The sequence below is a fragment of the Pseudomonas sp. MAFF 730105 genome (assembly GCF_055380705.1).
In genome coordinates this window covers 976437-1001997 of record NZ_AP018438.1, presented here as the reverse complement: position 1 = coordinate 1001997, position 25561 = coordinate 976437, and the positions used below count along the sequence as shown (strand labels likewise).

Sequence of the window (25561 nt, the reverse complement as noted above, 5' to 3'; positions counted from 1 at the left end):
CTGCATCTGGTCAGACGGCGTTCAACGCACGTTCAAGGTTTGCCAACAGGGTATGCCGAAATGGCCCAACAGTTGCGCGGTTTCGCACAGCGGCAAGCCAACCACCGCAGAATAGCTGCCCTCGAGCCCGGCGACGAACACCGCCCCCAACCCCTGGATGCCATAGCCACCGGCCTTGTCCCGGGGTTCACCGCTGGCCCAGTAGGCCGCTGCTTCCTCTTCGGTGATAGGGCGAAAACGCACCCGACTGCGAACCACCCGGGATTCGCAGCGCTGGCCGTCCAGCACGGCAATAGCGGTCAGCACTTCATGGTCGCGACCAGACAGGCTCAGCAGCATCGAGCGCGAACCGTCCTGATCCAATGGTTTGCCAAGAATCTGCCCGTCGAGCACCACCGCCGTGTCGGCGCCCAACACGCAACCACCATCGTCGATCGGCAAGGCCCGCCGCCCGGCCTCGGCCTTGCCACGCGCCAGACGCTCGACATAGGCAGACGGGGTTTCGTGATCCAGAGGAGTTTCGTCAATGTCCGCGCTGATGGCGGTAAAGGACACACCGATCTGCGTGAGCAGTTCACGCCGACGCGGCGAGCCTGAGGCGAGGTAAAGCGGTTTCATCAATGCATCTCCCGCTTGAGCCCTAGGCTCTATACGGAAAGCCTTGATACGCGTTCATGCTGCGTTGAAAACAGCCTCGGAATGCTCATGTATCCTCGGCTGTTTTCGCCTTGCCTGACCTTCGTCTCAAGACCTTTCGTACAGAGCCTAGCGAATCAGTTGATTTTGAAACGCAGGCGCAGGCCACGCAAACCGAAGCTGACCCAAGGCCATAGCAAAGCACTGACCAAGGCTGGCAGCACCAGTGCCAGGGTTGGTTGGCGATTGCCGGTCAGTGCGCTGAGCCATAGCTGTACCAATTGCGCCAGGCCGAAGATCACCAGGATCACCAGGCACTGTTGCCACATCGGGAACATCCGCAGACGCTGTTGCAACGACAGCACCAGGAAGGTAATCAAGGTCAGGATCAACGCGTTCTGCCCCAGCAGCGTCCCGTAGAGCACGTCTTCAGCCAGCCCCAGGCACCAGGCGGTGACCATGCCGACCTTGTGTGGCAGCGCCAGCGCCCAGAAGGCCAGCAGCAAGGCCAGCCACAACGGGCGAAGGATTTCCATGAATTGCGGCAGCGGCGAAACGCTGAGCAACAGGCCGAGGGCGAAGGTCAACCAGACTATCCAGCCGTTACCGGAGTGGGTACTGCTCATTCTTCTCGTGCTCCCCTGGTGGCGGGCGTGGCGGCGGGCGCTCTGGCGGCGGGGCGCGCCGGTTGGGCCGCTGGTGCATGAGTGGTCGGTGCACGCGCTGCGGGCTTGGCCGGTGTCGCGGCGGGCGCGGCAGGCGCAACCGACCTGGCAGGCGTAGTGGTCGGCGCAGCAGCCGGCGTGGTTGCCGGGGCTGGCGTAGCCGGTGTGGACACGGGTGGATTCGGCGTTGCGGCCGGCACGGGTGCGCCAGCGCCGGGGACAGCCGCTTCACCGCCCTGCCGGTCCTGGGCTTCCTGGGCCGCGGCAGCGTCGTTGGCGCGCTCCTCAGGTGTGCGGTTGTCGCTGAACACCAGAAGCAGGTAACGGCTGCGGTTCAACGCAGCGGTCGGTACCGCACGGACAATGGCGAATGGCTGGCCGGAGTCATGGATCACTTCCTTGACCGTCGCCACCGGGTAGCCGGCCGGGAAGCGCTGGCCGAGGCCGGAGCTGACCAGCAGGTCGCCTTCCTTGATATCGGCGGTGTCGGCCACGTGCCGCAGCTCCAGGCGTTCCGGGTTGCCGGTGCCGCTGGCAATCGCCCGCAAGCCGTTGCGGTTGACCTGCACGGGGATGCTGTGGGTGGTATCGGTCAACAGCAGCACGCGAGACGTGTAGGGCATCAACTCCACCACCTGGCCCATCAGGCCGCGGGCGTCGAGCACCGGCTGGCCGAGGACCACACCGTCGCGCTCACCCTTATTGATGACGATCCGGTGGGTAAACGGGTTGGGGTCCATGCCGATCAACTCGGCCACTTCGACCTTTTCGTTGACCAGCGCAGAGGAATTGAGCAACTCGCGCAGCCGCACGTTCTGCTCGGTGAGGGCCGCCAGTTTCTGCAGGCGCCCCTGCAGCAGCAGGTTCTCGGTCTTGAGTTTTTCGTTTTCGGCGACCAGCTCGGTCCGGCTGCCAAACTGGCTGGCCACACCTTGCCACAACCGTTGCGGCAGGTCGGTGATCCAATAGGATTCCATCAGGACCAGCGACATCTGGCTGCGCACTGGCTTGAGCAGTGTGAAGCGGGCGTCGACCACCATCAGCGCAACCGATAGCACGGCCAGCACCAGCAGGCGCACACCCAACGAGGGGCCCTTGGCAAAAAGCGGTTTAATAAGCCGCTCCTCCCAGGCAAATGTTCTCTTTATTCATACGGCATCAAACCGGCCTGGATACGAATGACAGAAGATAAACGCCTACGGGCAGCACTGCAAAGTGCTGCCCGTAGGCGAACAACATGGACCCGGCGAGACTTATTCGCTGGAGAGCAGGTCCATGGTGTGCTTGTCCATCATTTCCAGGGCACGGCCACCGCCACGGGCAACGCAGGTCAGCGGATCTTCGGCAACGATCACCGGCAGGCCGGTTTCCTGGGCCAGCAACTTGTCGAGGTCACGCAGCAATGCGCCACCACCGGTCAGCACCAGGCCGCGCTCGGCGATGTCCGATGCCAGTTCCGGTGGCGACTGCTCCAGGGCGCTCTTCACCGCCTGGACGATGGTCGCCAGGGACTCTTGCAGCGCTTCCAGCACTTCGTTGGAGTTCAGGGTGAAGGCCCGAGGAACGCCTTCGGCCAGGTTACGGCCACGAACGTCGACTTCACGGACTTCACCGCCCGGGTAGGCCGTGCCGATTTCCTGCTTGATGCGCTCGGCGGTGGACTCGCCGATCAGGCTGCCGTAGTTGCGACGCACGTAGGTGATGATCGCTTCGTCGAAACGGTCGCCGCCCACACGCACGGATTCGGCATAGACCACACCGTTGAGGGAGATCAGCGCGATCTCGGTGGTGCCGCCACCGATGTCGACGACCATCGAGCCACGGGCTTCTTCCACCGGCAGGCCGGCACCGATGGCCGCGGCCATTGGTTCTTCGATCAGGAACACCTCACGGGCACCGGCACCAAGGGCCGATTCACGGATGGCACGACGCTCCACCTGGGTGGACTTGCATGGAACGCAGATCAGCACGCGAGGGCTGGGCTGCAGGAAACTGTTTTCGTGAACCTTGTTGATGAAGTACTGCAGCATCTTCTCGCAGACGCTGAAGTCGGCGATCACGCCGTCTTTCATCGGACGAATGGCTGCGATGTTGCCCGGTGTACGGCCCAGCATGCGCTTGGCTTCGGTACCAACAGCCACGACACTTTTCTGGTTACCGTGGGTGCGGATGGCCACGACCGAGGGTTCATTCAGGACGATACCGCGCTCGCGCACGTAAATAAGGGTGTTGGCAGTGCCCAGGTCAATGGAAAGATCGCTGGAAAACATGCCACGCAGTTTCTTGAACATGGGAAAGGGACCCTAGGCAACGCGTGGGTAAAAAAGTGCGGCAAACTCTAACAACGACAGGGATTTTGGGCAAGGCGCCAATATGTTAAATTGGCCGCTTTTCTGTGCACCAAACCCTACAATCGCGGCCAGTGCCCTGTTTATGACACAGGGCACTGGACCATAGAAATGCGGTAGTGTTCCGACAATCTAACACACGGACAGACTGCGTCTGTTCTGTTTTCCACTGGAGAATCCCATGGCGCTTGAACGCTCCGACGTGGAAAAAATCGCTCATCTGGCCTGTCTGGGCCTCAATGAAGCCGATCTTCCACACATCACTTCAGCCCTGAACAGCATTCTGGGGCTGGTCGACGAGATGCAGGCGGTCAATACCGACGGTATCGAACCGCTGGCCCACCCTCTGGAAGCCAGCCAGCGCCTGCGCGCCGACGTCGTGACCGAACCCAATAACCGCGAGGCCTACCAGTCCATCGCGCCAGCGGTCGAAAACGGCCTGTACCTGGTTCCGAAAGTCATCGACTAAAGGGAAAGAGCCTCTCATGCATCACATGACACTGGCCGAGATCGCCCGCGGACTCGCCGATAAAAAGTTTTCCTCCGAAGAGCTGACCAAAACCCTGCTGGCACGCATCGCCCAGCTCGACCCGCAGCTCAACAGCTTCATCAGCGTGACCGAAGAGCTGGCCCTGGGCCAGGCCAAGGCGGCCGACGCCCGCCGTGCCAACGGTGAAGGCGGTGCCCTGCTCGGCGCGCCGATCGCCCACAAGGACCTGTTCTGCACCCAGGGCGTGCGCACCAGCTGCGGCTCGAAGATGCTCGACAACTTCAAGGCCCCCTACGACGCCACCGTGGTCGCCAAGCTCGCAGCCGCTGGCGCCGTGACCCTGGGCAAGACCAACATGGACGAATTCGCCATGGGTTCGGCCAACGAGTCGAGCCACTACGGCCCGGTGAAGAACCCCTGGAACCTGGAACACGTACCGGGCGGTTCGTCCGGCGGTTCCGCCGCCGCCGTGGCCGCGCGCCTGTTGCCGGCCGCTACCGCTACCGACACCGGCGGCTCGATTCGCCAGCCCGCGGCGTTCACCAACCTCACCGGCCTCAAGCCTACCTACGGTCGCGTGTCGCGCTGGGGCATGATTGCCTACGCCTCCAGTCTCGACCAGGGCGGCCCATTGGCGCGCACCGCCGAAGACTGCGCGCTGCTGCTGCAAGGCATGGCCGGCTTCGACCCGAACGACTCCACCAGCATCGATGAACCGGTGCCAGACTACAGCGCCGGCCTCAGCGGCTCGCTGCAAGGCCTGCGCATCGGCGTGCCGAAGGAGTACTTCGGCGCCGGCCTCGACCCACGCATCGCCGACCTGATCCACAACAGCGTCAAGGAGCTGGAAAAGCTCGGCGCCGTGGTCAAGGAAATCAGCCTGCCGAACATGCAACACGCCATTCCCGCGTACTACGTGATCGCCCCGGCGGAAGCCTCCTCGAACCTGTCGCGTTTCGACGGCGTGCGCTTCGGCTATCGCTGCGAAAACCCGGAAAACCTGATCGACCTGTACAAGCGCTCCCGAGGCGAAGGCTTCGGCGCCGAAGTGCAGCGGCGGATCATGGTCGGGACTTACGCGCTGTCCGCCGGCTATTACGACGCCTACTACCTCAAGGCGCAGAAAATCCGCCGTCTGGTGAAGAACGACTTCATGGCCGCCTTCAACGAGGTCGACATCATCCTCGGTCCGACCACGCCGAACCCGGCCTGGAAACTCGGCGCCAAGAACAGCGACCCGGTCGCTGCCTACCTGGAAGACGTCTACACCATCACCGCCAACCTCGCCGGCTTGCCGGGCCTGTCCATGCCGGCCGGTTTCGTCGATGGCCTGCCGGTGGGCGTGCAGTTGCTCGCGCCGTACTTCCAGGAAGGCCGCCTGCTCAACGTGGCTCACCAGTATCAGTTGAACACTGACTGGCACACCCGCACCCCAACCGGCTTCTGAGGAGAAACACATGCAATGGGAAGTCGTGATCGGGCTGGAGATTCACACCCAGCTCACCACCCGGTCGAAAATCTTTTCCGGCAGTTCCACCACGTTCGGCTCCGAGCCCAACACCCAGGCCAGCCTGGTCGACCTGGGCATGCCTGGCGTGCTGCCGGTGCTCAACGCCGAAGCGGTGCGCATGGCGGTGATGTTCGGCCTGGCGATTGACGCCGAGATCGGCCAGCACAACGTGTTCGCCCGCAAGAACTACTTCTACCCGGACCTGCCCAAGGGCTACCAGATCAGCCAGATGGAACTGCCGATTGTCGGCAAGGGCCACCTGGACATCGCCCTGGAAGACGGCACGGTCAAGCGTGTCGGCATCACCCGGGCGCACCTGGAAGAAGACGCCGGCAAGAGCCTCCACGAAGAATTCAACGGCGCCACCGGCATCGACCTGAACCGTGCCGGCACGCCGCTGCTGGAAATCGTCTCCGAACCGGACATGCGTAGCGCCAAGGAAGCCGTGGCCTACGTCAAGGCGATCCACGCACTGGTGCGCTACCTGGGCATCTGCGACGGCAACATGGCCGAAGGCTCGCTGCGCTGCGACTGCAACGTATCGATCCGACCCAAGGGCCAGGCGGAATTCGGCACGCGCTGCGAGATCAAGAACGTCAACTCGTTCCGCTTCATCGAGAAGGCGATCAACAGCGAGATCCAGCGCCAGATCGAACTGATCGAGGACGGCGGCAAGGTCATCCAGCAGACCCGCCTGTACGACCCGAACAAGGACGAGACCCGTCCGATGCGCAGCAAGGAAGAAGCCAACGACTACCGTTACTTCCCCGACCCGGACCTGCTGCCGGTGGTGATCGAAGATTCGTTCCTCGACGACGTGCGCGCCACCCTGCCGGAACTGCCACCGCAGAAACGCGAGCGCTTCCAGGCGCAGTTCGGGCTGTCGAGCTATGACGCCAACGTCCTGGCCACCAGCCGCGAACAAGCCGATTACTTTGAAAAAGTCGTCGGCATCGGCGGCGACGCCAAGCTGGCGGCCAACTGGGTGATGGTCGAACTGGGCAGCCTGCTGAACAAGCAGGGGCTGGAAATCGACGAGTCGCCGGTGTCGGCCGAGCAACTGGGCGGCATGCTGCTGCGGATCAAGGACAACACCATCTCCGGCAAGATCGCCAAGATGGTCTTCGAAGCCATGGCCAATGGCGAAGGCAGCGCCGACGAGATCATCGAGAAGCGCGGCTTGAAGCAGGTCACCGACACCGGTGCCATTTCCGCCGTACTCGATGAGATGCTCGCGGCCAACGCCGAGCAGGTCGAACAGTACCGTGCAGCGGACGAAGCCAAGCGTGGCAAGATGTTCGGCTTTTTCGTCGGCCAGGCCATGAAAGCCTCCAAGGGCAAGGCCAACCCGCAACAGGTCAACGAACTGCTGAAAAGCAAGCTCGAGGGCTGACTTATGGACGGTGATCGTTCCCACGCTCCGCGTGGGAACGCCTCACTGGACGCTCCGCGTCCGCTTTTTGTGACGCAGAGCGTCACGGGCTGCATTCCCACGCAGAGCATGGGAACGATCATGGGGTCATAGAATGAAGCGTCTCCTCGGCGCCTGCGCCCTGCTGTCCCTGCTGGCCGGTTGCGCCAGCCAGAGCGGGACGGTCGATCCACACGGCTACGACCAGACAGGCGTGGCCTCCTATTACGGCGCCCGACACCACGGCAAGCGCACCGCCAGTGGCGAGCGTTTCGACCAGCACAGCCTGACTGCAGCCCATCGCCAGTTGCCATTCGGCACACGGGTGAAAATCACCAACCTGGGCAACAATGACAGTGTCGTGGTCCGTATCAACGACCGCGGCCCGTATACCCGAGGCCGCCTGATCGACGTGTCCCGTGAAGCCGCCGAGCAACTGGGCATGTTGCGCACCGGCACCGCGCGGGTCCGCGTCCAAGCCCTCGACGATTGATAGACGGAGCCCGGCCATTTCCCTACTCGCCGATTTACCGCTGTTCAGCCTGATCGAACTGTTCGGTGGCCTGCTGTTGCTGATCGTCGGCGCCGAGTTGTTGGTGCGGGCCGCTGTCGGCCTGGCGGCGCGCTTGCAAGTACGCCCCCTGATCATCGGCCTGAGCGTCGTCGCCTTCGGCAGCAGCGCGCCACAGATGGCCGTCAGCCTGCAAGCGACCCTGACGCAGAACGCCGACATCGCCGTCGGCAGCGTGATCGGCAGCGGCATCTTCAACATCCTCGTGACCCTCGGCCTGTCGGCGCTGATCATTCCATTGCGGGTCTCGCGCCAACTGGTGCGCCTGGACATCCCCCTGATGATCGGCGCCAGTCTGTTGGTGTTCGTGCTGGCCTGGAACGAAGAGCTGACGCGGTTGGACGGCGTGCTGCTCCTGATCGCCCTGGCGGTGTACCTGGGCTTGTTGCTGCGTCAGTCACGGCACTCCGGGCGTCCCCATGCCGTAGCGGTCAAGGTGACACCAGCGTCCTGGCTCAAGAGCCTGTCGATGATCGCAGCGGGTCTGGCAATGCTGATTTTTGCCGGACATCTGCTGCTGGGCGCGGCGGTGGAAGTCGCCACCGACCTGGGACTTTCGGAACGCATCATCGGCCTGACCATCGTCGCCGTCAGCACCTCATTGCCGGAGCTTGCGACCTCACTGATCGCCGCTCTGCGGGGCCAGCGCGACATCGCAGTGGGCAACGTGATCGGCAGCAACCTGTTCAACCTGCTGGGGGTACTCGGGGTGACCGCCCTTCTCGCACCGACGCCGCTTTCGGTTTCGCCGAACGCGCTGGATTTCGACCTGCCCGTAATGCTCGGCGTGGCGGTGCTGTGCCTGCCGGTGTTCTACTCCGGGTACCGGGTCACCCGCGCCGAAGGTCTGTTGCTCCTGGGCTTGTACCTGGCCTATGGGCTCCATGTGATGTCGTTCACCACCGGCATGCCCCTGGCTGGCCAACTGGAGCGGCTGATGCTGTTCTACGTGCTGCCGGTCCTGCTCGTATTCTTGCTGTTCACCTCGGTGCGCGCCTGGCGCCGCCAACACCACAAGAGGGATTTGCCATGACCGACACCCCAAAGACCGGCCTGGACATGCGTCGCCAGGTAATGGGCGATGCGTTCGTCGACCGCGCCCTGGGCAACGCCACCGAATTCACCCAACCCCTGCAGGACTTCGTCAACGAACATGCCTGGGGCAGCGTCTGGAGCCGCGAGGGTCTGCCCCTGAAAACCCGCAGCCTGATCACCCTCGCCGCCCTCACTGCCCTCAAATGCCCCCAGGAGCTCAAAGGCCATGTGCGTGGCGCGCTGAACAACGGCTGCACGGTGGAGGAGATTCGCGAAGCGTTGCTGCATTGCGCGGTGTATGCCGGGGTGCCGGCGGCGATCGATGCGTTTCGGGCGGCGCAGGAAGTGATCGAGGCGTATCAGAAGCCGGAGTAAAGCGCGGGATTGGGGCTGTATGGACTGGCGCCATCGCGAGCAGGCTCGCTCCCACAGTTGATCGGGTTTTTCAGAAGGAATGCGGTCGAATGTGGGAGCGAGCCTGCTCGCGATTGGACCTCAAGCGCACCACAAAAGCCTAGATCCACCCGCCCCACTGCAACACAAAGATCCCCAGGTTGGTGGTAATCGCCGCCATCAACGTGGTGATGACGATGATCGCCGCCGCCAGTTCATGGTTGCCATCGGCGGCGCGGGCCATGACGAAGCTGGCGGCGGCAGTCGGGCTGCCGAAGTACAGGAACAGAATCCCCAATTCCGCCCCGCGAAAGCCCCAGAGCCAGGCGCCCAGGGTGGTCAGCACCGGCAGGCCGACCATCTTCACCAGGCTCGAACTCATGGCCATCTTGCCACTCTTGCGCAACGCCGCCAGCGACAGCGTACCGCCGATGCAGATCAGCGCCAGGGGCAAGGTCATCTGCGCCAGGTACTTGCCTGACGTCTCGAACCAGTTTGGTAGGCCGATCTGCCAATAGGCAAACGGCGCGGCGATGATCACGCTGATGATCAGCGGGTTGCTGAACACGCTTTTGCAGATGCTCCACGGGTCGGACTTGATCACCGGGCTATAGACCGCCAGCACGATGGTCGACAAGGTGTTGTAGAACAGGATCACCAACGCCGCGAGGATCGCCCCCAGGGAAATCCCGTAGTCGCCATACATGCTCGCCGCCAGCGCCAGGCCGATGACCCCGTTGTTGCCACGAAACGCGCCTTGGGTGTAGATGCCGCGATCTTCCCGCGGGCAACGCCAGATCGCCCAGCCCCAGGCCATGGCAAAGCTCACCAGGGTGGCGATGGAAAAATAGATCAGCAGGTCCGGCTGTAACGCCGCATGCAGGTCGGCATGGAGGATGCCGAGGAACAACAGCGCCGGCATGGTGACGTTGAACACCAGGGACGAGGCGATGTGGATGAAGTTGTCGTTGATCCAGTCGATGCGCTTGAGCAACGCCCCCAGAAACAGCATGGCAAACACCGGCGCGGTGATGTTCAGGGTTTCGAGGAAAATTGCCAGCATGCCGGAGACCTTGAGAGGGGTGTCGTTAGGTGGCTAATGATAAGCCACTTTCCCACTGATCGTTCCCACGCTCTGCGTGGAAATGCCTCAACGGACGCTCCGCGTTCGGCTCTCGGGACGCGGAGCGTCCCTGGCTGCATTCCCACGCAGAGCGTGGGAACGATCAACGACAACGTCAGATCAGGTAATCGGCGCCGGGTTGAACAAGGTGATGTCGTTGTGCAGCTTGTGCCGTTCCGCCCAGGTCTGCTTCTTGCCGCTGGCCACGTCCAGGTAATAGTGGAACAGCTCCCAACCCAGTTCCTCGATCGAGGCACGACCCGTGGCAATCCGACCGGCGTCGATGTCGATCAGGTCCGGCCAGCGCTGGGCCAGTTCAGTACGGGTCGAGACCTTCACCACCGGAGCCATCGCCAGACCGTACGGCGTGCCACGGCCGGTGGTGAACACGTGCAAGTTCATCCCCGCCGCCAGTTGCAGCGTGCCACAGACAAAATCGCTGGCCGGCGTGGCACAGAAGATCAGGCCCTTTTGCTTGAAGCGCTCGCCAGGACCGAGCACGCCGCTGATCGCGCTGCTGCCGGACTTGACGATCGAGCCCAGGGATTTTTCGACGATATTCGACAGCCCACCCTTCTTGTTGCCCGGCGTGGTGTTGGCGCTGCGATCCGCTTCGCCCTTGGCCAGGTAACGGTCGTACCAGTCCATCTCACGCACCAGCTCCTCGGCGACTTCCCGGGTTTGCGCCCGGGAGGTCAGCAGGTAGATGGCATCTCGCACTTCCGTGACTTCGGAAAACATCACCGTCGCCCCGGCGCGCAGCAACAGGTCCGAGGCATAGCCCAGGGCCGGATTGGCGGTGATGCCGGAAAACGCATCGCTGCCGCCGCACTGCATACCCAGGATCAACTCCGAAGCCGGCACGGTCTCACGACGGCGCTGGTCGAGTTTCTTCAGGCGGGTTTCAGCCAGCTCCATGATCTGCTCGATCATCTCGGTGAAGCCGTGGCTGGAGTCCTGCAAGCGATACAACCATGGCTCGCTGAGATCCACCGAGCTGTCGTTCTCATGCATCACCTGGCCGGCCTGCAATTTCTCGCAACCCAGGCTGATCACCAGCGCCTCGCCACCCAGGTTCGGGTTGCGTGCCAGGTTGCGCACGGTGCGGATCGGGATGTATGCATCGGTGGCGGTGATCGCCACGCCACAGCCGTAGCTGTGGGTCAGCGCTACCACGTCGTCGACGTTCGGGTACTTGGGCAGCAATTCATCCTTGATGCGCTTGACCGCATGATCCAGCACCCCGGTCACACACTGCACCGTGGTGGTGATACCCAGGATATTGCGCGTGCCGACGGTACCGTCGGCGTTGCGGTAGCCTTCGAAGGTATAACCCTCCAGCGGCGCATCGGCCGCCGGTACGTCGGTGGACAGCGGCAGGCTGTCCAGCGGTGGCGCGGTGGGCATGCGCAACTGGTCTTCCTTGACCCAGCTGCCACGGGGGATCGGTTGCAACGCGTAGCCAATCACCTGGCCATAGCGAATCACCTCGCCGCCCTCGGGAATGTCTTGCAGCGTGACCTTGTGGCTCTGGGGCACGAAGTCCACGGTGACCAGACCGTCCGGGAACTCGGTTCCGGCCGGCACGCCCTGGTCATTGACGACGATCACCACATTGTCCCGCTCGTGCAGGCGGATATAACGGGGGGAATCGGCATGTTCAATCAATTGCATCGGTGCCGCTCCTTCAGGATTTGACTTCAGACAGGCTGGCGAGGTCGGCATCCTTGGCCGTAGGTTCCTTGAGCACGACACGCTTGATCGGCCCGACGATGACCAGATAGCTGAACACCGCCACCAAGGCGTTGCAACCGACGAACACCAGCGCCCACTTGAACGAGCCGGTGGCACTGATGATGTAGCCGATGACGATTGGCGTGGTGATCGACGCCAGGTTGCCGAAGGTGTTGAACAGGCCACCGCTCAAACCGGCGATCTGTTTTGGCGACGTATCGGACACCACGGCCCAGCCCAGCGCGCCCACGCCTTTACCGAAGAAGGCCAGGGCCATGAAGCCCACCACCATCCATTCGATTTCGACATAGTTGCAGGCCACGATGCTGCTGGACACCAGCAGGCCGGCGATGATCGGCGCCTTGCGGGCGAAGGTCAGCGAGTGACCCTTGCGCAGCAGGTAATCGGAAATCACTCCACCCAGCACGCCGCCGATGAAACCGCAGATCGCCGGCAAGGACGCGATGAAACCAGCCTTGAGGATGGTCATGCCGCGCTCCTGAACCAGGTACACCGGGAACCAGGTCAGGAAGAAGTAGGTGATACCGTTGATGCAGTATTGGCCCAGGTACACGCCGAGCATCATGCGATTGGTGAGCAGTTGGCGGATGTAATCCCATTTCGGACCGTCGGCCTTCTTCTCCTTGCCCTTGTCCTGGTCCATGTCGACCATCGCACCGTTGGCGGCGATGTGGTTGAACTCGGCTTCGTTGATCATCGGGTGCTGGCGCGGGCTGTGGATCACTTTGAGCCAGATCAGCGAGAACACGATGCCGACCACGCCCATCACGATGAACACGTGCTGCCAGCCGAAGCGGTAGACGATCCAGCCCATCAACGGCGCGAACAACACCGTGGCGAAATATTGCGCCGAGTTGAAGATCGCCGAGGCGGTGCCGCGTTCCGCGGTGGGGAACCAGGCCGCGACGATGCGGGCGTTGCCTGGGAAGGATGGCGCTTCAGCCAGCCCGACCAGAAAGCGCAGCATGAAGAGCGCAACCACGGCGGTGGAGAGGCCGAATTCACCCACATAGCCTTGCAGCACGGTGAACAGCGACCAGGTGAAAATGCTCAGCGCATAGATCTTTTTCGAACCGAAACGATCGAGCAGCCAGCCGCCGGGAATCTGCCCGGCCACGTAGGCCCAACCAAAAGCGGAGAAGATATAACCGAGGGTAACGGCGTCAATGCCGAGGTCTTTCTGCAGGCTGGAGCCTGCGATGGCGATAGTTGCGCGGTCGGCGTAGTTGATCGTCGTCACCAAAAACAGCATGAGCAGGATCAAATAGCGGACGCGAGTCGGCTTGGTTTCTTGCATTTAATCTACTTCCACTATTTATTTTTATACGGGAAATCAATTTGTGCGGTCGGCGCCGGTTTCAGCGCCGACCGGTGCTGCGTGTTACGAGCCGATGTAGGAGGTCTTCACCACGGTGTAGAACTCCTGCGCGTAGCGACCTTGCTCACGCGAACCATAGGACGAACCTTTACGCCCGCCGAACGGCACGTGGTAATCCACGCCGGCCGTCGGCAGGTTGACCATCACCATGCCCGCCTGGGAGTGGCGCTTGAAGTGGTTGGCGTACTTGAGCGACGTGGTGGCGATACCGGCGGACAGACCGAACTCGGTGTCGTTGGCCATCGCCAGCGCAGCCTCGTAGTCGGCCACGCGCACGACGTTGGCCACCGGGCCGAAAATTTCTTCACGGCTGATGCGCATGGCCGCTTCGCTGTCAGCGAACAAGGTCGGCGCCAGGAAATAGCCTTCGGTGTCGCAGGTCACCAGGCCACCACCACTGACCAGCCGCGCACCTTCGCTCTGGCCAATGTCAATGTACTTCAGGTCCTGGTTGAGTTGGGCTTCGGAAACCACCGGTCCGATGTCCGTACCCGCCTTCAGGGCATGACCGACCTTGATCGACTGCATGCGCTCGGCCATGGCCGCGACGAACTTGTCGTGGATACCGGCGGTGACGATCAGGCGGCTCGAAGCCGTGCAGCGTTGGCCAGTGGAGTAGAACGCACTTTGCACAGCCAGTTCGACAGCCTGCTTGAGGTCGGCGTCGTCGAGGATGATCTGCGGGTTCTTGCCACCCATTTCCAACTGCACCTTGGCCTGGCGCGACACACAGCTGACGGCGATCTGCCGGCCCACGCCCACGGAACCGGTGAAGCTGATGCCGTCGACTTTCGGGCTGTTGACCAGGAGGTCACCGACCACGCGGCCGCTGCCCATCACCAGGTTGAACGCACCGGCCGGGAAACCGGCGCGGGAAATGATCTCGGCCAGGGCCCAGGCACAACCCGGTACCAGCTCGGCAGGCTTGATCACCACGCAGTTGCCGTAGGCCAGGGCCGGGGCGATTTTCCACGCAGGGATGGCGATCGGGAAGTTCCACGGCGTGATCAAACCGACCACACCCAGGGCTTCACGGGTCACTTCGACGTTGACGCCCGGACGCACCGACGGCACATAGTCGCCGGACAGGCGCAGGCATTCACCGGCGAAGAACTTGAAAATGTTGCCGGCGCGGGTCACTTCGCCGATGGCCTCGGGCAGGGTCTTGCCCTCTTCCCGGGCCAGCAGTTGGCCGAGCTCTTCACGGCGGGCGAGGATCTCGCTGCCCACTTTGTCCAGCGCATCGTGACGAGCCTGGATGCCCGAAGTCGACCAGGCCGGGAACGCGGCGCGGGCGGCTTCGATGGCGGCATTGACTTGAGCTGCGTCGGCCTTGGCATATTCGCCGATGACATCGGACAGGTCAGACGGGTTGATGTTGGTGCAATAGTCGGCACCGGCCACCCACTGACCATTGATGTAGTTATCGAAACGCTTTGCATCTGCCACGGATGCTTCTCCTTACAAATAGCCTGTCTGGTTCCGAGGTCGCTCCCACGCTGAGCATGGGAACGAGCCGCTGATTGCTCAGCGGCTCGTCGGGTCTGTTACTGCTTGCCTTGCTTGTCGATCAGCGCGGCCAGGGCTTCGTACTCGTCCGGCAGCAGATCGGTCAGCGGCGTGCGCACGGGACCGGCGTCATAACCGACGATCTTCGCGCCTGCCTTGACGATGCTCACGGCATAACCGGCCTTGCGGTTGCGGATATCCAGGTACGGCAGGAAGAAGTCATCGATGATCTTGCCGACCGTGGCGTGATCGTCGCGGGCGATGGCGTTGTAGAAGTCCATCGCGGTTTTCGGGATGAAGTTGAACACCGCCGAGGAATAGACCGGCACGCCCAGGGCTTTGTAGGCCGCAGCATAGACTTCAGCGGTCGGCAGGCCGCCCAGGTAGCTGAAACGATCGCCGAGGCGACGACGGATCGACACCATCAGTTCGATATCGCCCAGGCCGTCTTTGTAGCCGATCAGGTTCGGGCAACGCTCGGCCAGTTGTTCGAGCTGCACGGCGTTCAGGCGGCAGACGTTGCGGTTGTACACCACCACGCCGATTTTCACCGATTTGCACACTGCTTCAACGTGGGCGGCAACGCCGTCCTGGCTGGCTTCGGTCAGGTAGTGCGGCAGCAGCAACAGCCCTTTGGCACCCAGGCGCTCAGCCTCTTGGGCGTACTCGATGGCCTGGCGAGTCGCACCGCCGACACCGGCGAGGATTGGCACGCTGGTGGCACAGGTGTCGACAGCCGTCTTGATGACTTGGGAGTACTCGCTGGCGGCCAGGGAGAAGAATTCACCGGTGCCACCGGCGGCGAACAGGGCCGAGGCGCCGTACGGGGCCAGCCACTCGAGGCGCTTGATGTAGCTGTCGCGATTGAAATCGCCTTGGGCAGTGAAATCGGTGACCGGGAACGACAGCAGGCCAGACGAGAGGATGGACTTCAGTTCTTGTGGATTCATTATTCGAACACCCTGGGACGCAAAATGTGTATGAGAGAGATAAGCTTCGGCCAGAAGTTGTAGGTCATCGTACAACTTAAAATACGAACGTCAACTGCATTTCGTCATCAAGGGGGAAAAAGTCCGGTGGACCGTTCATCCGCACTGTCGACTTTGACAGTTTCGCCTCGTCAGGCTTTGCCCTAAAAAAGCCTGAACCGTCGCGGAGGGCTAACCATGAAGACTCAACATCGATTCCACTACACCCACGAAGCCAAACAACAGACGCTGGATTTCGCCGAATTCGACCTGCACGTCAACGTAGGCGATCGGGTGGTATTTCCAGGCAGCGACCACGCCTACGAAGTCATCTACAAGGAATTCCACCTGAACAGCGACGGCAGTGTCGAGCATGTCGATTACCGGACAGACTAGGTTGATGGCGTGCCGTCGGAATCCGCAACCTGAGTTCCACAAAGGGCGCTTTAAAGCCAAAACGCCACGGTCGATCCCTCAAGGAGTGACACTATGAGCACCTATAAAACGCCTGTTCTCGTCCAGTTCCCGGACACAGACGAAGTCACCATCGATCTGGCGGGTCTGGAGGGCGGGTTGAAATTCACAATCCCGGACCTGGACAAGATCGGATACGAGTGGGAAGTCGCCCCGGTACTCGGTTCGGAACCCGTTGAATGGTCCGATCGAAAGTCCCTGGTCACCTATGATGACGAGGGCAACGCCCAGAAACTCACCGAACTGGAACTGACCGTGCCCAAGGCCAGGCTGGAAAAGTATCGTGGCCAGGTAGTCGAACTGCGCTATCGGTATTTCAGCGAGTCCGATGACTATGGCGATGATATGGTTTCGGCGCCGGTTCGCTTGAAGGTCAAGTAAGGCTCTCCAGCTCATGCTGCTGGTACGTCGCCATGGACGTAGACCACCCTGTGGCGAGGGGATTTATCCCCGCTGGGCTGCGCAGCAGACCCAACCCTGACACCTCGGTGCGTCAGAGGGACGGCATCGCTACTTTTGGGGCCGCTACGCAGCCCAACGGGGCGGTGCAACGTTTCGCTAAATCCCCTCGCCACAGGGGGTCTCGGGGATCAGCCCTGTGCTTGCGCTTCTTCGTGGGCCTGGCGCAGCCGCTCGCGGCTGTTGGTCAGGTGCAGCCGCATGGCGGCACGGGCGGCATCGGAGTCCTGACGAGCGATGGCTTCGTAGATTTCCTCGTGCTCGCGGCTCAGGCGGTCCATGTAGTGTTGCTGGTCGTCATGGGCCAGGCGTGCCGAGTTCACCCGGGTACGCGGGATAATGCTGGTGCCCAGGTGGGTCATGATATCGGTGAAATAACGGTTGCCCGTGGACAGGGCGATTTCCAGATGGAAAGCGAAGTCCGAGGCCACTGCGTCGGTGGCGTGGGTCGCACTTTCGTTCAGTGCGTCGAGGGCGGCGCGCATCGTCGCCAGTTGCTCGTCGCTGCGGCGTTGGGCGGCGAGCCCGGCGGACTCCACTTCCAGGCTGATACGCAATTCCAGGATCGCCAGCACATCACGCAAGGTGACCACCGTGGCCGGGTCGATTCGAAAACCGCTCGGGCTGGGGGTGTCCAGCACAAAGGTGCCGATGCCGTGGCGGGTTTCCACCTGGCCGGCCGCCTGCAAGCGGGAAATCGCTTCGCGTACCACGGTGCGGCTGACGCCATGGGCCTCCATGATCGCCGACTCGGTGGGCAACTTGTCGCCACGCTTGAGCAGGCCGTCACGGATCTGCTCGGTCAGCACCGTCACCAACTCCTGCGCCAGGCTGCGGCGCTTACGGGGAAAGCGTGGTATGTCGATCGGGTTTTCCATGGGGCTTCTTACTCGGCAAGCGATTGAATGCGCATTATCATAGCGTAACGTGGTTGTATGATCACTGTATCCCTGCGGGCCTCGTCAAGGATTGCTGATTGTGGCGAGGGCTGCTGCGCAGCCCAACAGGGATAAATCCCCTCGCCACAACAGTGTTCGACTGCCGATCAGGTGACTGCGGCAGGCTCCAGCAGTTGGCCATTTTCGATACGTACATGTCGTGGATGGAATCGTTTCAAGCTGCTTCGGTGCCCGACGCTGACGATGCTCACCCCCGGCAGCTGATCGATGAGCGCCTGGTACAGCGTCGCTTCGTCTTCCTCGTCCATCGCCGATGTCGCTTCGTCCATGTACAGCCACAGCGGTGCGTAGAGCAGCGCACGGGCGAAGGCCAGGCGTTGTTGTTCACCGGGCGACAGCATGCGCTGCCAGTGATTGCTTTCATCCAGGCGCACAATCAGGTGCGGCAGGCGGCAGGTTTCGAGCACCTGTGCATAACGTTCGTTGGGGTAGACGTCGCCGGGCTGTGGATAACTCAGCACTTCGCGCAGGCTGCCAATCGGCAGGTAAGGCTTTTGCGGCAGGAACAGATAACGCGTCGCCGGCAGCACAATGCGTCCATGCCCGGTGGGCCACAGGTGCCCCATCGCCCGCAGCAGGGTGGATTTACCGCTACCGGAACGGCCGCTGAGCATCACCCGCTCCCCGGCTCCAACGGTCATGTCGGCATCGCTAAGCAGATGTCGCCCGTCAGTCAGGTCCAATCCCAGATTGTGCACCTTCAGTTGGTTACCCTGGTTTTGCACGTCGATAGCCGGTACGCGCTCTTCGTTGTCGCTCATGGCCTGGCGGAAACTCAGCAGACGATCGCAAGTGGCGCGCCACGCGGCGAGGTCGGTATAGGCACTGATGAACCAGCTGAAACTCTCCTGCACGTTGCCGAACGCCGAATTGATCTGCATGAGTTCGCCCAGCTGGATCTTGCCGGCGAAGTAACGCGGCGCCGCCACCATGAACGGGAAGATGATCGCGATCTGGCCATAGCCGGAGGTGAAGAACGTCAAGCGCTTGGACACCCGCATGATGTCCCAGAAGTTATGCCAGACCAGTCCGAAACGTCCGCTCAGGCGACGGTTTTCGTTGGGCTCGCCGTTGTACAGTGCAATGCTTTCGGCATTCTCGCGCACCCGCACCATGGAAAAACGCAGGTCGGCTTCGAAGCGCTGTTGGTTGTTGTTCAGGCCGATCAGGCGACGGCCGATCAGGTGCGTCAGCCAACTGCCCACCGCCGCGTACACCAGCGCGCACCAGAACATGTAGCCGGGAATCGTGTAGCCGAACACTTCGATGCTGCCCGAGACGCCCCACAGGATGATCGAGAACGACACCAGGCTGACCACGTTGCGCAGCAAGCCCAGCCCCAGGCCCAAGGTATTGCTGGTGAAGCTGTTGAGGTCTTCGGAAATCCGCTGGTCCGGGTTGTCGGTGTAGCCGCCCTGCTCCAGCTGGTAGTAATTCTTGTTGCTGAGCCAGCGGGCAAAATGCTGCTCGGTCAGCCAGGCCCGCCAACGGATGGTGAGCATCTGCGTGAGGTACAAGCGATACACCGCGCCCAGGATCGCCACGGCGGCGATGCCGCAGAAATACAGGATCAGTTGCCAGAACGCCGCGCTGTTCTTCTCTTGCAGGGCGTTGTAGAAGTCCTTGTACCAACTGTTGATCCACACCGAAATCGCCACGCTGAACAGCGACAGCGCGATGACGGCGATCAACAGCGTCCAGGCCTTGCCCTTCTCCTCACTGCGCCAGTACGGCGTGGTCATGTGCCAGACACGGCGGAAAAACTGGCCGCGCACTGCATCGTTGACCGCGGAATATTCAGCGTTCTGATTCATGGTTAAAGCTCAATAAAGAGAAAGAGTCGGGCCGATCATAGAGCAACGGCCCGATGTGTCGCGAGGGGGTGGACAACATCCGTTCAGCACAGGTTCAGCGACGCACGGGCCGCTTCTGCAATTTGCGCTGCAAGGTGCGCCGGTGCATGCCCAGGGCGCGGGCAGTGGCGGAAATGTTGCCCTCGTGCTCGGTCAGCACCCGCTGGATGTGCTCCCACTGCAGGCGATCCACCGACATGGGGTTTTCCGGCACCAGGGTGTCGAGGTCGGCGTGCTCGGACAGCAGCGCCGCCAGCACGTCATCGGCGTCCGCCGGCTTGCACAGGTAATTGCAGGCGCCGCGCTTGATGGCTTCGACCGCCGTGGCGATGCTCGAATAACCGGTGAGGATCACCACGCGCATCTCCGGGTCCAGCTCCAGCAGCTTGGGCAGCAGCACCAGGCCCGAATCGCCGTCCATCTTCAAGTCCAGGGCGGCATAGTCCGGCAGGTCGGCCTGGGCGATGGTCAAGCCCTCCTCGGCGGAGCCGGCAGTGCTCACGCGAAAGCCGCGACGGGACATCGCCCGGGCCATGACGCGGGTAAACGTGGCGTCATCGTCCACCAGCAACAGGTGCGGCAGTTCTTCGCCGTCGACTTGGATCTCGTCACTCATGTTCGTCTCCTCGGTCGGCATGGGGCAGGCGCAGCTCGGTGAGCGTGCCGCCGCTCTCATGGGGGTAGAGTTTCACCGAGCCGCCCGCGCGTGTCACGCTGGCTTTGCTCAAAAACAGGCCCAGGCCCAGGCCTTTGCCCTTGGTGGTATAGAACGGCTTGCCGATCTGCTCGGCGATGGCCAGCGGCACACCGGCGCCGTGGTCGCGAATGCTGATGGTCAATTCGTAGGCATTCCAGTCCAGCGCCACCTCCAGGCCTTCGGGGCAGGCGTCGGCGGCGTTGTTCAACAGGTTCAGCAAGGCCTGGGTCAAGTCCGGTGGCGGCGCCATGCGTGGCACCGGGCCATGGCCCAGGCACTGGAAGCGGTAACTGGCTTCGGGGCGCATCAAGTGCCAGCGATTCAGGGCCTCGTCGAGCCAGTCGGTGACGTCCTGCATGTCGATCGCCAGCCGGCGGTTGGCCTCGGCGGCACGCACCAGGTATTGCAGGGTTTCCTTGCAGAGCTTGACCTGATCCTGCAGCACGCTGAGGTCGTCCTGCAACAACGGGTCGGGATGATCCTGTTGCATCTCCTTGAGCAGCACGCTCATGGTCGCCAGCGGCGTGCCCAGCTCATGGGCGGCGCCAGCGGCCTGGGTCGCCACGGCCAGCAGCTGTTCGTCCCGCAGGCCCTCTTCACGCCGGATGGCCCGCAGCTCTTCCTGGCGGCGAAGCTCCTCGGCCATGCGCGCGGCAAAAAACGTGATGACGGACGCGGCCAGGGCGAAACTCAGCCACATGCCGTAGATCTGCAGGTTCTCCCGAGCGATGGGGAAAGTTTCCAGGGGATAGAACCGCGCCAGCAACAAGGTGTACAGCGCCAGGGCGATACCGGAAAGAATCAGCGAATAACGCCACGGCAATGTCACTGCGGCGATGGTCAGCGGCACAAGGTAGTAGGACACGAAAGGGTTGGTCGAACCGCCGGAGAAATACAGCAAGGCACTGTGGATAAACAGGTCGCAGGCCAGCTGCACCGCGTATTCCAGCTCCGTCACCGGCCACGAGGCGCGCAGCCGAATGGCCGTCAGCGCACACAACACCGAGGCGCACACCAGGGTAATCGCCAGTTGCAACCAGGGCAGCGGCAACAACTGGAACCAATAGGCGAGCCCCACGGACCCGGCCTGGGCCGCAAGGACCAGTATCCGGATGAACGTCAGCCGCCAGAGATTCTGGCGCGAGGCGGAAGTCATTTGCAAAGGGGCGAGCATGAGCTCTCCTGATGAGCGCTCCAGGCGAATCGCACGGAGTATAACCAAGGCGCGGGTTGCAGCGGCAGCTATGCGGCAAAGCGCCACAGCCCCTGAACGCTACCTATCACCTTGTAGCGAGGGGATCTTCATTGGCCTTATGCATCTGTATAGAAGTTGTAACTGGGCGAACCACACCACAAACGCTAGAGTCTTATCGTTCACGCAGGCCCGGACCTTACCCCTGCACATCATCCCAAGGAGCTTTCATGCACACGTTCAGTCGCCCCGCCGCCCTCCTCGCCCTCAGCCTCGGCACCGTCGCCAGCCTGCCGGCCCTGGCCGCCGATGAACTGCACTACAACCAGATTTCCCTGCGCGCCGAAGCCAGCCAGGAAGTGGCCCGTGACCTGATGATCGTCACGCTCTACACCGAAGAACAAAACACCGACCCGGCCAAGCTCGCCGCCGCCGTCAGCACCACGCTGAACAAAGCCATCGGCCAGGCCAAGGAAGTCAAGGACATCACCCTGCGCCAGGGCAGCCGCAACAGCTATCCGATCTACGACGGCAAGGGCCAGAAAATCACCGGCTGGCGCGAACGCGCCGAACTGCGCCTGGAAAGCGCCGACTTCGCCGCCCTGTCCAAACTCACTGGCGAGCTGCTGACCGACATGAAAATGGGCGGCATGGACTTCGCCATCTCCACCGCCACCCGCCAGAGCAGCGAAGACGCCCTGCTCAAGGACGCCGTCAACGCCTTCAAGGCCCGCGCCCAACTGGCCACCGAAGCCCTGGGTGGCAAGGGCTACAAAATCGTCAACCTGAACCTCAACAGCAACGGTTATCCACAACCCTACATGCGCGCACCGATGATGATGAAAGCCGGTTCCATGGATGCCGAGTCCGTCACGCCTGAAGTGGAAGCAGGCACCAGCAAGGTGAGCATGACGGCGGATGGGGCGATTGAGGTGTTGATGCAGTGATCGGTCCTGGTTCTGCCGGTTACTTCGCTGGCTGAACGCTGACGGTGGCCATGCCCTTGGTGGCGAGGGCGCTTGTTCCCTCGCCACCAAGGAAGTGATCCATTATCCGAGCATCAACGAATGACATTCAGCGGATTACCGAAGCGCTTGAGGTACATCTCACCAAACTTGTAAGAGGCGTAGTCAGTCATGTGGCCAACGTCACGATAAACCGGGAAACCATCGACAGCGGTCATGCAGCTACCGTCTTTGCACTGCACGTCTTTCGGATCAATGAGAATCAAGCTCGGATATTCGACTTTCAAATCATTGAACAGCTTCACCAATACAGGGTTTTCATCACCTGACGATTGCACCGAAACGCACTGGCTGCTTTGCTCGGCGCTCCCCATCAAGCCCCGCAACTTGACTTGTTTGAACAGGCATCTGTTGATACCTGCCGGCATGGGCAAAGCGTCCCTCAGAAAGACCGGGGTAGCACCGGATTCCACGATAGTGTCCAGGGCTTCGCGAATCGCCACGCCCAGGCGTTGATACGAGAGTTCAGGGCTACGAGGATCATCCGGTTTCGTAACAATGGCATCGGAAAGATAGGATTCCCAACGCTGGCCAATAATCACGTACTGGAAACGGTTTCTAGCAATGATGTCGTAGTACCGCTGAGTGGCCTGATAGCATTTCTGATACAGTGTATCCTTATGCTTATGCCGGCTGTAGAGGTAAATATTGGGCAGTGTCAGGCACGCTGGGTACCCTTGCGCTAGTACAGAAAGATTGGCGTCTTTGGCCAGCGTTTCAACAAAGCCCCAGTAGTGGTTCGAATACGAATCTCCCGTCAGGAATACCTGTGGCGTGGCCTGCTTGGCTCCCATGATGCAGCCGGAGTCGGCACCATCACTGCCACCCAGACACTTCTCCCGCTTGGCTGGCACAGAGGCCCTCAAGCCATTAAGCACGTTACTCGAACCCTCGCCAAAACGATTCGGCCATCCCTCGTGTTTCTGGCCGGAAGAGTGGAGCAGCGAAAGGCTGATGGCGGGCAGAATCATCAGTAATACCAGCGTCTTGATGAAGCCGGCTCTGGCCTTCCGAAATCTGTTTTCGATCAGAACAAAGGAAAGGTAGCCAATCACGAAAGTGGATACGAAGTAGATGACCGTGAGCATCGGATTGAGGGCGATGTCCATATAGCTCATCACCGCGAGGATCGGCCAATGCCACAAATACAAAGAGTATGAGAGCGTGCCTATAAATACCAACGGTTTGAGTGCCAATATTTTCGACGTGATGCTGGCATCGCCTATACCCCGAAAGAGCAGGATAGCGGTGGCGACACACACTGCAATGGCATGGTACTCCGGAAAACCCGCCAGGATATTTTCCCGGGTAGCGCAGTAGATGATTATGGCAAGCGAAAACCCACAAACCAAAGAGGCGCTCAGTCGACTAAGCCTGAATCTATCGGCGCTGAAGATGACCGCGCAGGAACCGATCATCAACTCGAAGATTCGAGCAGTGAAGAAGTAGTAGCTTTTTTCCGGAAGCGCCTGGGACAGGTACAAAGCAAGCGCCATTGATACCATCGTCAAGCCGAGGACAGTCGCCTTGAAGGCTTTTTTTGCCACATAACGGTTCAGCAGCCAAAGGCCCAGCGGCAAGGCCAGATACCACTGCCACTCGATGGCCAGTGACCAGGTGTGCAGAAGCGGCAGGCTCGCCGCATCGGGCGTCGCATAACCCGCTGTAGCCTTGTAGAAATACTGGTTTGAAAGTAGTAATGAAGTGTACTTTTCACTTTTTAGAAAAGCGATAAAGTCATGCGGCAGATACAGCAGCGCTGTGACTATCAATGTCGCTATCAGCAACGCGATGATGGCCGGCTGTAATCGCCAGATACGACGCGTATAGAACTCCGAAAAAGTGAATGTCCCATTGTTCAGCGACTTCATGATAATCGAGGTTGTCAAATACCCCGAAATTACGAAGAAGATGTCCACGCCGATAAAACCCGACGGAAATAGCGCTAAGCCACCATGAAAAACAAGCACGAGCAGAACAGCAATCGCCCGAAGCCCATCAATATCCGGACGGTATTCAATTGAAGACTTTCGACACTCGGTAGCAGAAGAGTCCAGCACGGGCAAAGCGTCTTCGCGGTTTTCCTTGTTATTTCCAAGTGGCTTAAACCACATCCCACGCACAGGCTTCGATGCGATCTCAAAGGGTCGATAGAACATTCATTTATCCTGGAACATTTTTGAATGGGCGATAAAGCGATTCCGGCTGATCGCTCATCAAAAAAACCATTATAGGGGTTGGAGCGCTCCTGCTGAACGCTTTTCAATCTCGCCTTAGCCCGACCGGTTTCATTCCCAATTTCTGGGCGTCGAGATCGATCCTCGGCAGGCCTCCGTTCTCGCCGCTCTATCAGCTCTGCTCGCTACCCTCGAAACGGCTGGTAGCGTGTCGGCGTCTGCTTTGGCGGTTACGGAGAACAGGCTGTCGATGCGCGGATCGGTGGGTGGCTCTGGCGACTTGGGGTTGAGGTAGTGGTCCAAGACACGCTCCGCGGCGCGGTCCTTGAGTAAACCTTCGACGGCGCCAAGGTCCCATAGCGGATGGATTCTATTGAAGTTTGGTTCGGTCTTTCCTTCATTCATGTGCATGCTCCCGATGAAATTGGAGCCATCACTTGCCGTTATGGTCGTGAGTCTTACGACCTACTCATTTCAGGTTTCCACTCCTGGTCGCTGGTTTGCTGCGACGTTCAAAAGGTTAGAGAGCCCACTTCCGAGGGACAACTTAAAAGCCGTGGGATGTTTCCCTTCGGTCTAGAAGATCCTTCCGACGCACCTGAATGATCCGCGCCGCTTCCAGCCCTACCGCAACACCGCGGCGAGGGAGCTTGCTCCCATCAGATCCGCAACATCGCGTTGACATCGCTAAGAACAGCGTGCGACTGCTGTCCACGTTTTATGGAATGTGGACAGCCAGCAACTGGACCTTTGTGAAAAGTCAAATCGCGAGCAAGCTCGCTCCCACAATTGGATCGGGGGGTGCAGTCGGAGAGAGAGGCCGACGGTCAGGCCACCTCATCGCAACCCAAGGCAATAGAGCTATACCCAAACCCAACAGTCCCCCTCACTTTTGGATATTTCCCCCTCTCCCACCCACAACGCTACTCTCCA

23 protein-coding genes are annotated in these 25561 nt (G+C 61.1%); 9 read left to right on the top strand and 14 right to left on the bottom strand.

Features of this window, described 5'->3' with window-relative positions; genetic code table 11:
* Positions 1 to 21: 21 nt before the first annotated feature.
* The 4 genes from PCOSP_RS04245 to mreB form a co-directional block, all read right to left on the bottom strand.
* Positions 22 to 618: a Maf family protein gene (locus PCOSP_RS04245; protein WP_139645754.1), complete on the bottom strand. Its 597-nt coding sequence runs from the start codon at positions 616 to 618 to the stop codon at positions 22 to 24.
* Between the two features lie 155 nt (positions 619 to 773).
* Entirely contained in the window at positions 774 to 1262 is a 489-nt protein-coding gene (gene mreD, locus PCOSP_RS04240; protein WP_041024434.1) for a rod shape-determining protein MreD, read from the bottom strand.
* Entirely contained in the window at positions 1259 to 2416 is a 1158-nt protein-coding gene (mreC, locus tag PCOSP_RS04235) for a rod shape-determining protein MreC (RefSeq protein ID WP_139645752.1), read from the bottom strand. Before mreC ends, mreD begins: the two co-directional genes overlap by 4 nt.
* 138 nt (positions 2417 to 2554) lie before the next feature.
* On the bottom strand, positions 2555 to 3592 hold the full coding sequence (gene mreB, locus PCOSP_RS04230) for a rod shape-determining protein MreB (protein WP_002555108.1): 1038 nt from the start codon (positions 3590 to 3592) through the stop codon (positions 2555 to 2557).
* 238 nt (positions 3593 to 3830) lie between these two features.
* Here mreB and gatC point away from each other — a divergent pair, with 238 nt between their 5' ends.
* From gatC to PCOSP_RS04200, 6 genes are all read left to right on the top strand, one after another.
* Entirely contained in the window at positions 3831 to 4118 is a 288-nt protein-coding gene (gatC, locus tag PCOSP_RS04225; protein ID WP_053152244.1) for an Asp-tRNA(Asn)/Glu-tRNA(Gln) amidotransferase subunit GatC, read from the top strand.
* A 16-nt stretch (positions 4119 to 4134) separates the two neighbouring features.
* Positions 4135 to 5586: an Asp-tRNA(Asn)/Glu-tRNA(Gln) amidotransferase subunit GatA gene (gatA, locus tag PCOSP_RS04220; protein WP_139645750.1), complete on the top strand. Its 1452-nt coding sequence runs from the start codon at positions 4135 to 4137 to the stop codon at positions 5584 to 5586.
* A 10-nt stretch (positions 5587 to 5596) separates the two neighbouring features.
* The gene (gene gatB, locus PCOSP_RS04215) at positions 5597 to 7042 is read left to right on the top strand and encodes an Asp-tRNA(Asn)/Glu-tRNA(Gln) amidotransferase subunit GatB (RefSeq protein ID WP_041024438.1); all 1446 of its coding nucleotides are present in this window, start codon (positions 5597 to 5599) and stop codon (positions 7040 to 7042) included.
* Positions 7043 to 7175: 133 nt separating this feature from the next.
* A complete protein-coding gene (locus PCOSP_RS04210; RefSeq protein WP_047699503.1) occupies positions 7176 to 7553 on the top strand; it encodes a septal ring lytic transglycosylase RlpA family protein in 378 nt (125 codons plus the stop codon).
* A 49-nt stretch (positions 7554 to 7602) separates the two neighbouring features.
* Positions 7603 to 8664 carry a calcium/sodium antiporter gene (locus tag PCOSP_RS04205; RefSeq protein WP_139646125.1) on the top strand — a complete coding sequence of 354 codons (1062 nt, stop codon included), beginning with the start codon at positions 7603 to 7605 and terminating at the stop codon, positions 8662 to 8664.
* The gene (locus tag PCOSP_RS04200) at positions 8661 to 9041 is read left to right on the top strand and encodes a carboxymuconolactone decarboxylase family protein (protein WP_041024440.1); all 381 of its coding nucleotides are present in this window, start codon (positions 8661 to 8663) and stop codon (positions 9039 to 9041) included. The genes PCOSP_RS04205 and PCOSP_RS04200 overlap by 4 nt, the downstream gene beginning before the upstream one ends.
* Before the next feature lie 139 nt (positions 9042 to 9180).
* Here the strand turns inward: PCOSP_RS04200 and PCOSP_RS04195 are convergent, their stop codons facing one another.
* The 5 genes from PCOSP_RS04195 to kdgD form a co-directional block, all read right to left on the bottom strand.
* The gene (locus PCOSP_RS04195; RefSeq protein ID WP_139645747.1) at positions 9181 to 10122 is read right to left on the bottom strand and encodes an AEC family transporter; all 942 of its coding nucleotides are present in this window, start codon (positions 10120 to 10122) and stop codon (positions 9181 to 9183) included.
* Positions 10123 to 10302: 180 nt separating this feature from the next.
* A complete protein-coding gene (gene garD, locus PCOSP_RS04190; RefSeq protein ID WP_139645746.1) occupies positions 10303 to 11856 on the bottom strand; it encodes a galactarate dehydratase in 1554 nt (517 codons plus the stop codon).
* A 13-nt stretch (positions 11857 to 11869) separates the two neighbouring features.
* Complete coding sequence (locus tag PCOSP_RS04185; RefSeq protein WP_139645744.1) at positions 11870 to 13234, bottom strand: MFS transporter; 1365 nt, start codon at positions 13232 to 13234, stop codon at positions 11870 to 11872.
* Between the two features lie 84 nt (positions 13235 to 13318).
* Entirely contained in the window at positions 13319 to 14764 is a 1446-nt protein-coding gene (locus PCOSP_RS04180) for an aldehyde dehydrogenase family protein (RefSeq protein ID WP_139645742.1), read from the bottom strand.
* Positions 14765 to 14862: 98 nt separating this feature from the next.
* Positions 14863 to 15774, bottom strand: coding sequence for a 5-dehydro-4-deoxyglucarate dehydratase (kdgD, locus tag PCOSP_RS04175; RefSeq protein WP_041022062.1), 912 nt, complete (start codon positions 15772 to 15774; stop codon positions 14863 to 14865).
* Positions 15775 to 15990: 216 nt separating this feature from the next.
* On the opposite strand from kdgD, the gene PCOSP_RS04170 reads away from it, so the two are divergent.
* Both PCOSP_RS04170 and PCOSP_RS04165 read left to right on the top strand, forming a co-directional pair.
* Positions 15991 to 16188, top strand: coding sequence for a hypothetical protein (locus PCOSP_RS04170; RefSeq protein WP_139645740.1), 198 nt, complete (start codon positions 15991 to 15993; stop codon positions 16186 to 16188).
* A 93-nt stretch (positions 16189 to 16281) separates the two neighbouring features.
* Positions 16282 to 16647 carry a hypothetical protein gene (locus PCOSP_RS04165; RefSeq protein WP_139645738.1) on the top strand — a complete coding sequence of 122 codons (366 nt, stop codon included), beginning with the start codon at positions 16282 to 16284 and terminating at the stop codon, positions 16645 to 16647.
* Between the two features lie 209 nt (positions 16648 to 16856).
* Here the strand turns inward: PCOSP_RS04165 and PCOSP_RS04160 are convergent, their stop codons facing one another.
* From PCOSP_RS04160 to PCOSP_RS04145, 4 genes are all read right to left on the bottom strand, one after another.
* On the bottom strand, positions 16857 to 17603 hold the full coding sequence (locus PCOSP_RS04160) for a FadR/GntR family transcriptional regulator (RefSeq protein ID WP_139645737.1): 747 nt from the start codon (positions 17601 to 17603) through the stop codon (positions 16857 to 16859).
* A gap of 167 nt (positions 17604 to 17770) precedes the next feature.
* A complete protein-coding gene (locus PCOSP_RS04155; RefSeq protein ID WP_139645734.1) occupies positions 17771 to 19498 on the bottom strand; it encodes an ABC transporter ATP-binding protein/permease in 1728 nt (575 codons plus the stop codon).
* 94 nt (positions 19499 to 19592) lie between these two features.
* Positions 19593 to 20153: a response regulator transcription factor gene (locus tag PCOSP_RS04150; protein ID WP_003177957.1), complete on the bottom strand. Its 561-nt coding sequence runs from the start codon at positions 20151 to 20153 to the stop codon at positions 19593 to 19595.
* A complete protein-coding gene (locus tag PCOSP_RS04145; protein WP_139645732.1) occupies positions 20146 to 21408 on the bottom strand; it encodes an ATP-binding protein in 1263 nt (420 codons plus the stop codon). The genes PCOSP_RS04150 and PCOSP_RS04145 overlap by 8 nt, the downstream gene beginning before the upstream one ends.
* Positions 21409 to 21656: 248 nt before the next feature.
* Between PCOSP_RS04145 and PCOSP_RS04140 the strand changes: the two genes are divergently transcribed.
* Positions 21657 to 22373 carry an SIMPL domain-containing protein gene (locus PCOSP_RS04140; RefSeq protein ID WP_464710401.1) on the top strand — a complete coding sequence of 239 codons (717 nt, stop codon included), beginning with the start codon at positions 21657 to 21659 and terminating at the stop codon, positions 22371 to 22373.
* Positions 22374 to 22486: 113 nt separating this feature from the next.
* On the opposite strand, the gene PCOSP_RS04135 is transcribed toward PCOSP_RS04140, so the two are convergent.
* Complete coding sequence (locus tag PCOSP_RS04135) at positions 22487 to 24610, bottom strand: acyltransferase family protein (protein WP_464710400.1); 2124 nt, start codon at positions 24608 to 24610, stop codon at positions 22487 to 22489.
* Positions 24611 to 25561: the final 951 nt, after the last annotated feature.

Coding starts and splice junctions, on each gene's coding strand:
- PCOSP_RS04245 (WP_139645754.1), bottom strand. CDS start 618: ATGAAACCGCTTTACCTCGCCTCAGGCTCGCCGCGTCGGCGTGAACTG.
- mreD (WP_041024434.1), bottom strand. CDS start 1,262: ATGAGCAGTACCCACTCCGGTAACGGCTGGATAGTCTGGTTGACCTTC.
- mreB (WP_002555108.1), bottom strand. CDS start 3,592: ATGTTCAAGAAACTGCGTGGCATGTTTTCCAGCGATCTTTCCATTGAC.
- gatC (WP_053152244.1), top strand. CDS start 3,831: ATGGCGCTTGAACGCTCCGACGTGGAAAAAATCGCTCATCTGGCCTGT.
- gatA (WP_139645750.1), top strand. CDS start 4,135: ATGCATCACATGACACTGGCCGAGATCGCCCGCGGACTCGCCGATAAA.
- gatB (WP_041024438.1), top strand. CDS start 5,597: ATGCAATGGGAAGTCGTGATCGGGCTGGAGATTCACACCCAGCTCACC.
- PCOSP_RS04210 (WP_047699503.1), top strand. CDS start 7,176: ATGAAGCGTCTCCTCGGCGCCTGCGCCCTGCTGTCCCTGCTGGCCGGT.
- PCOSP_RS04200 (WP_041024440.1), top strand. CDS start 8,661: ATGACCGACACCCCAAAGACCGGCCTGGACATGCGTCGCCAGGTAATG.
- PCOSP_RS04195 (WP_139645747.1), bottom strand. CDS start 10,122: ATGCTGGCAATTTTCCTCGAAACCCTGAACATCACCGCGCCGGTGTTT.
- garD (WP_139645746.1), bottom strand. CDS start 11,856: ATGCAATTGATTGAACATGCCGATTCCCCCCGTTATATCCGCCTGCAC.
- PCOSP_RS04185 (WP_139645744.1), bottom strand. CDS start 13,234: ATGCAAGAAACCAAGCCGACTCGCGTCCGCTATTTGATCCTGCTCATG.
- kdgD (WP_041022062.1), bottom strand. CDS start 15,774: ATGAATCCACAAGAACTGAAGTCCATCCTCTCGTCTGGCCTGCTGTCG.
- PCOSP_RS04170 (WP_139645740.1), top strand. CDS start 15,991: ATGAAGACTCAACATCGATTCCACTACACCCACGAAGCCAAACAACAG.
- PCOSP_RS04165 (WP_139645738.1), top strand. CDS start 16,282: ATGAGCACCTATAAAACGCCTGTTCTCGTCCAGTTCCCGGACACAGAC.
- PCOSP_RS04160 (WP_139645737.1), bottom strand. CDS start 17,603: ATGGAAAACCCGATCGACATACCACGCTTTCCCCGTAAGCGCCGCAGC.
- PCOSP_RS04155 (WP_139645734.1), bottom strand. CDS start 19,498: ATGAATCAGAACGCTGAATATTCCGCGGTCAACGATGCAGTGCGCGGC.
- PCOSP_RS04150 (WP_003177957.1), bottom strand. CDS start 20,153: ATGAGTGACGAGATCCAAGTCGACGGCGAAGAACTGCCGCACCTGTTG.
- PCOSP_RS04145 (WP_139645732.1), bottom strand. CDS start 21,408: ATGCTCGCCCCTTTGCAAATGACTTCCGCCTCGCGCCAGAATCTCTGG.
- PCOSP_RS04140 (WP_464710401.1), top strand. CDS start 21,657: ATGCACACGTTCAGTCGCCCCGCCGCCCTCCTCGCCCTCAGCCTCGGC.
- PCOSP_RS04135 (WP_464710400.1), bottom strand. CDS start 24,610: ATGTTCTATCGACCCTTTGAGATCGCATCGAAGCCTGTGCGTGGGATG.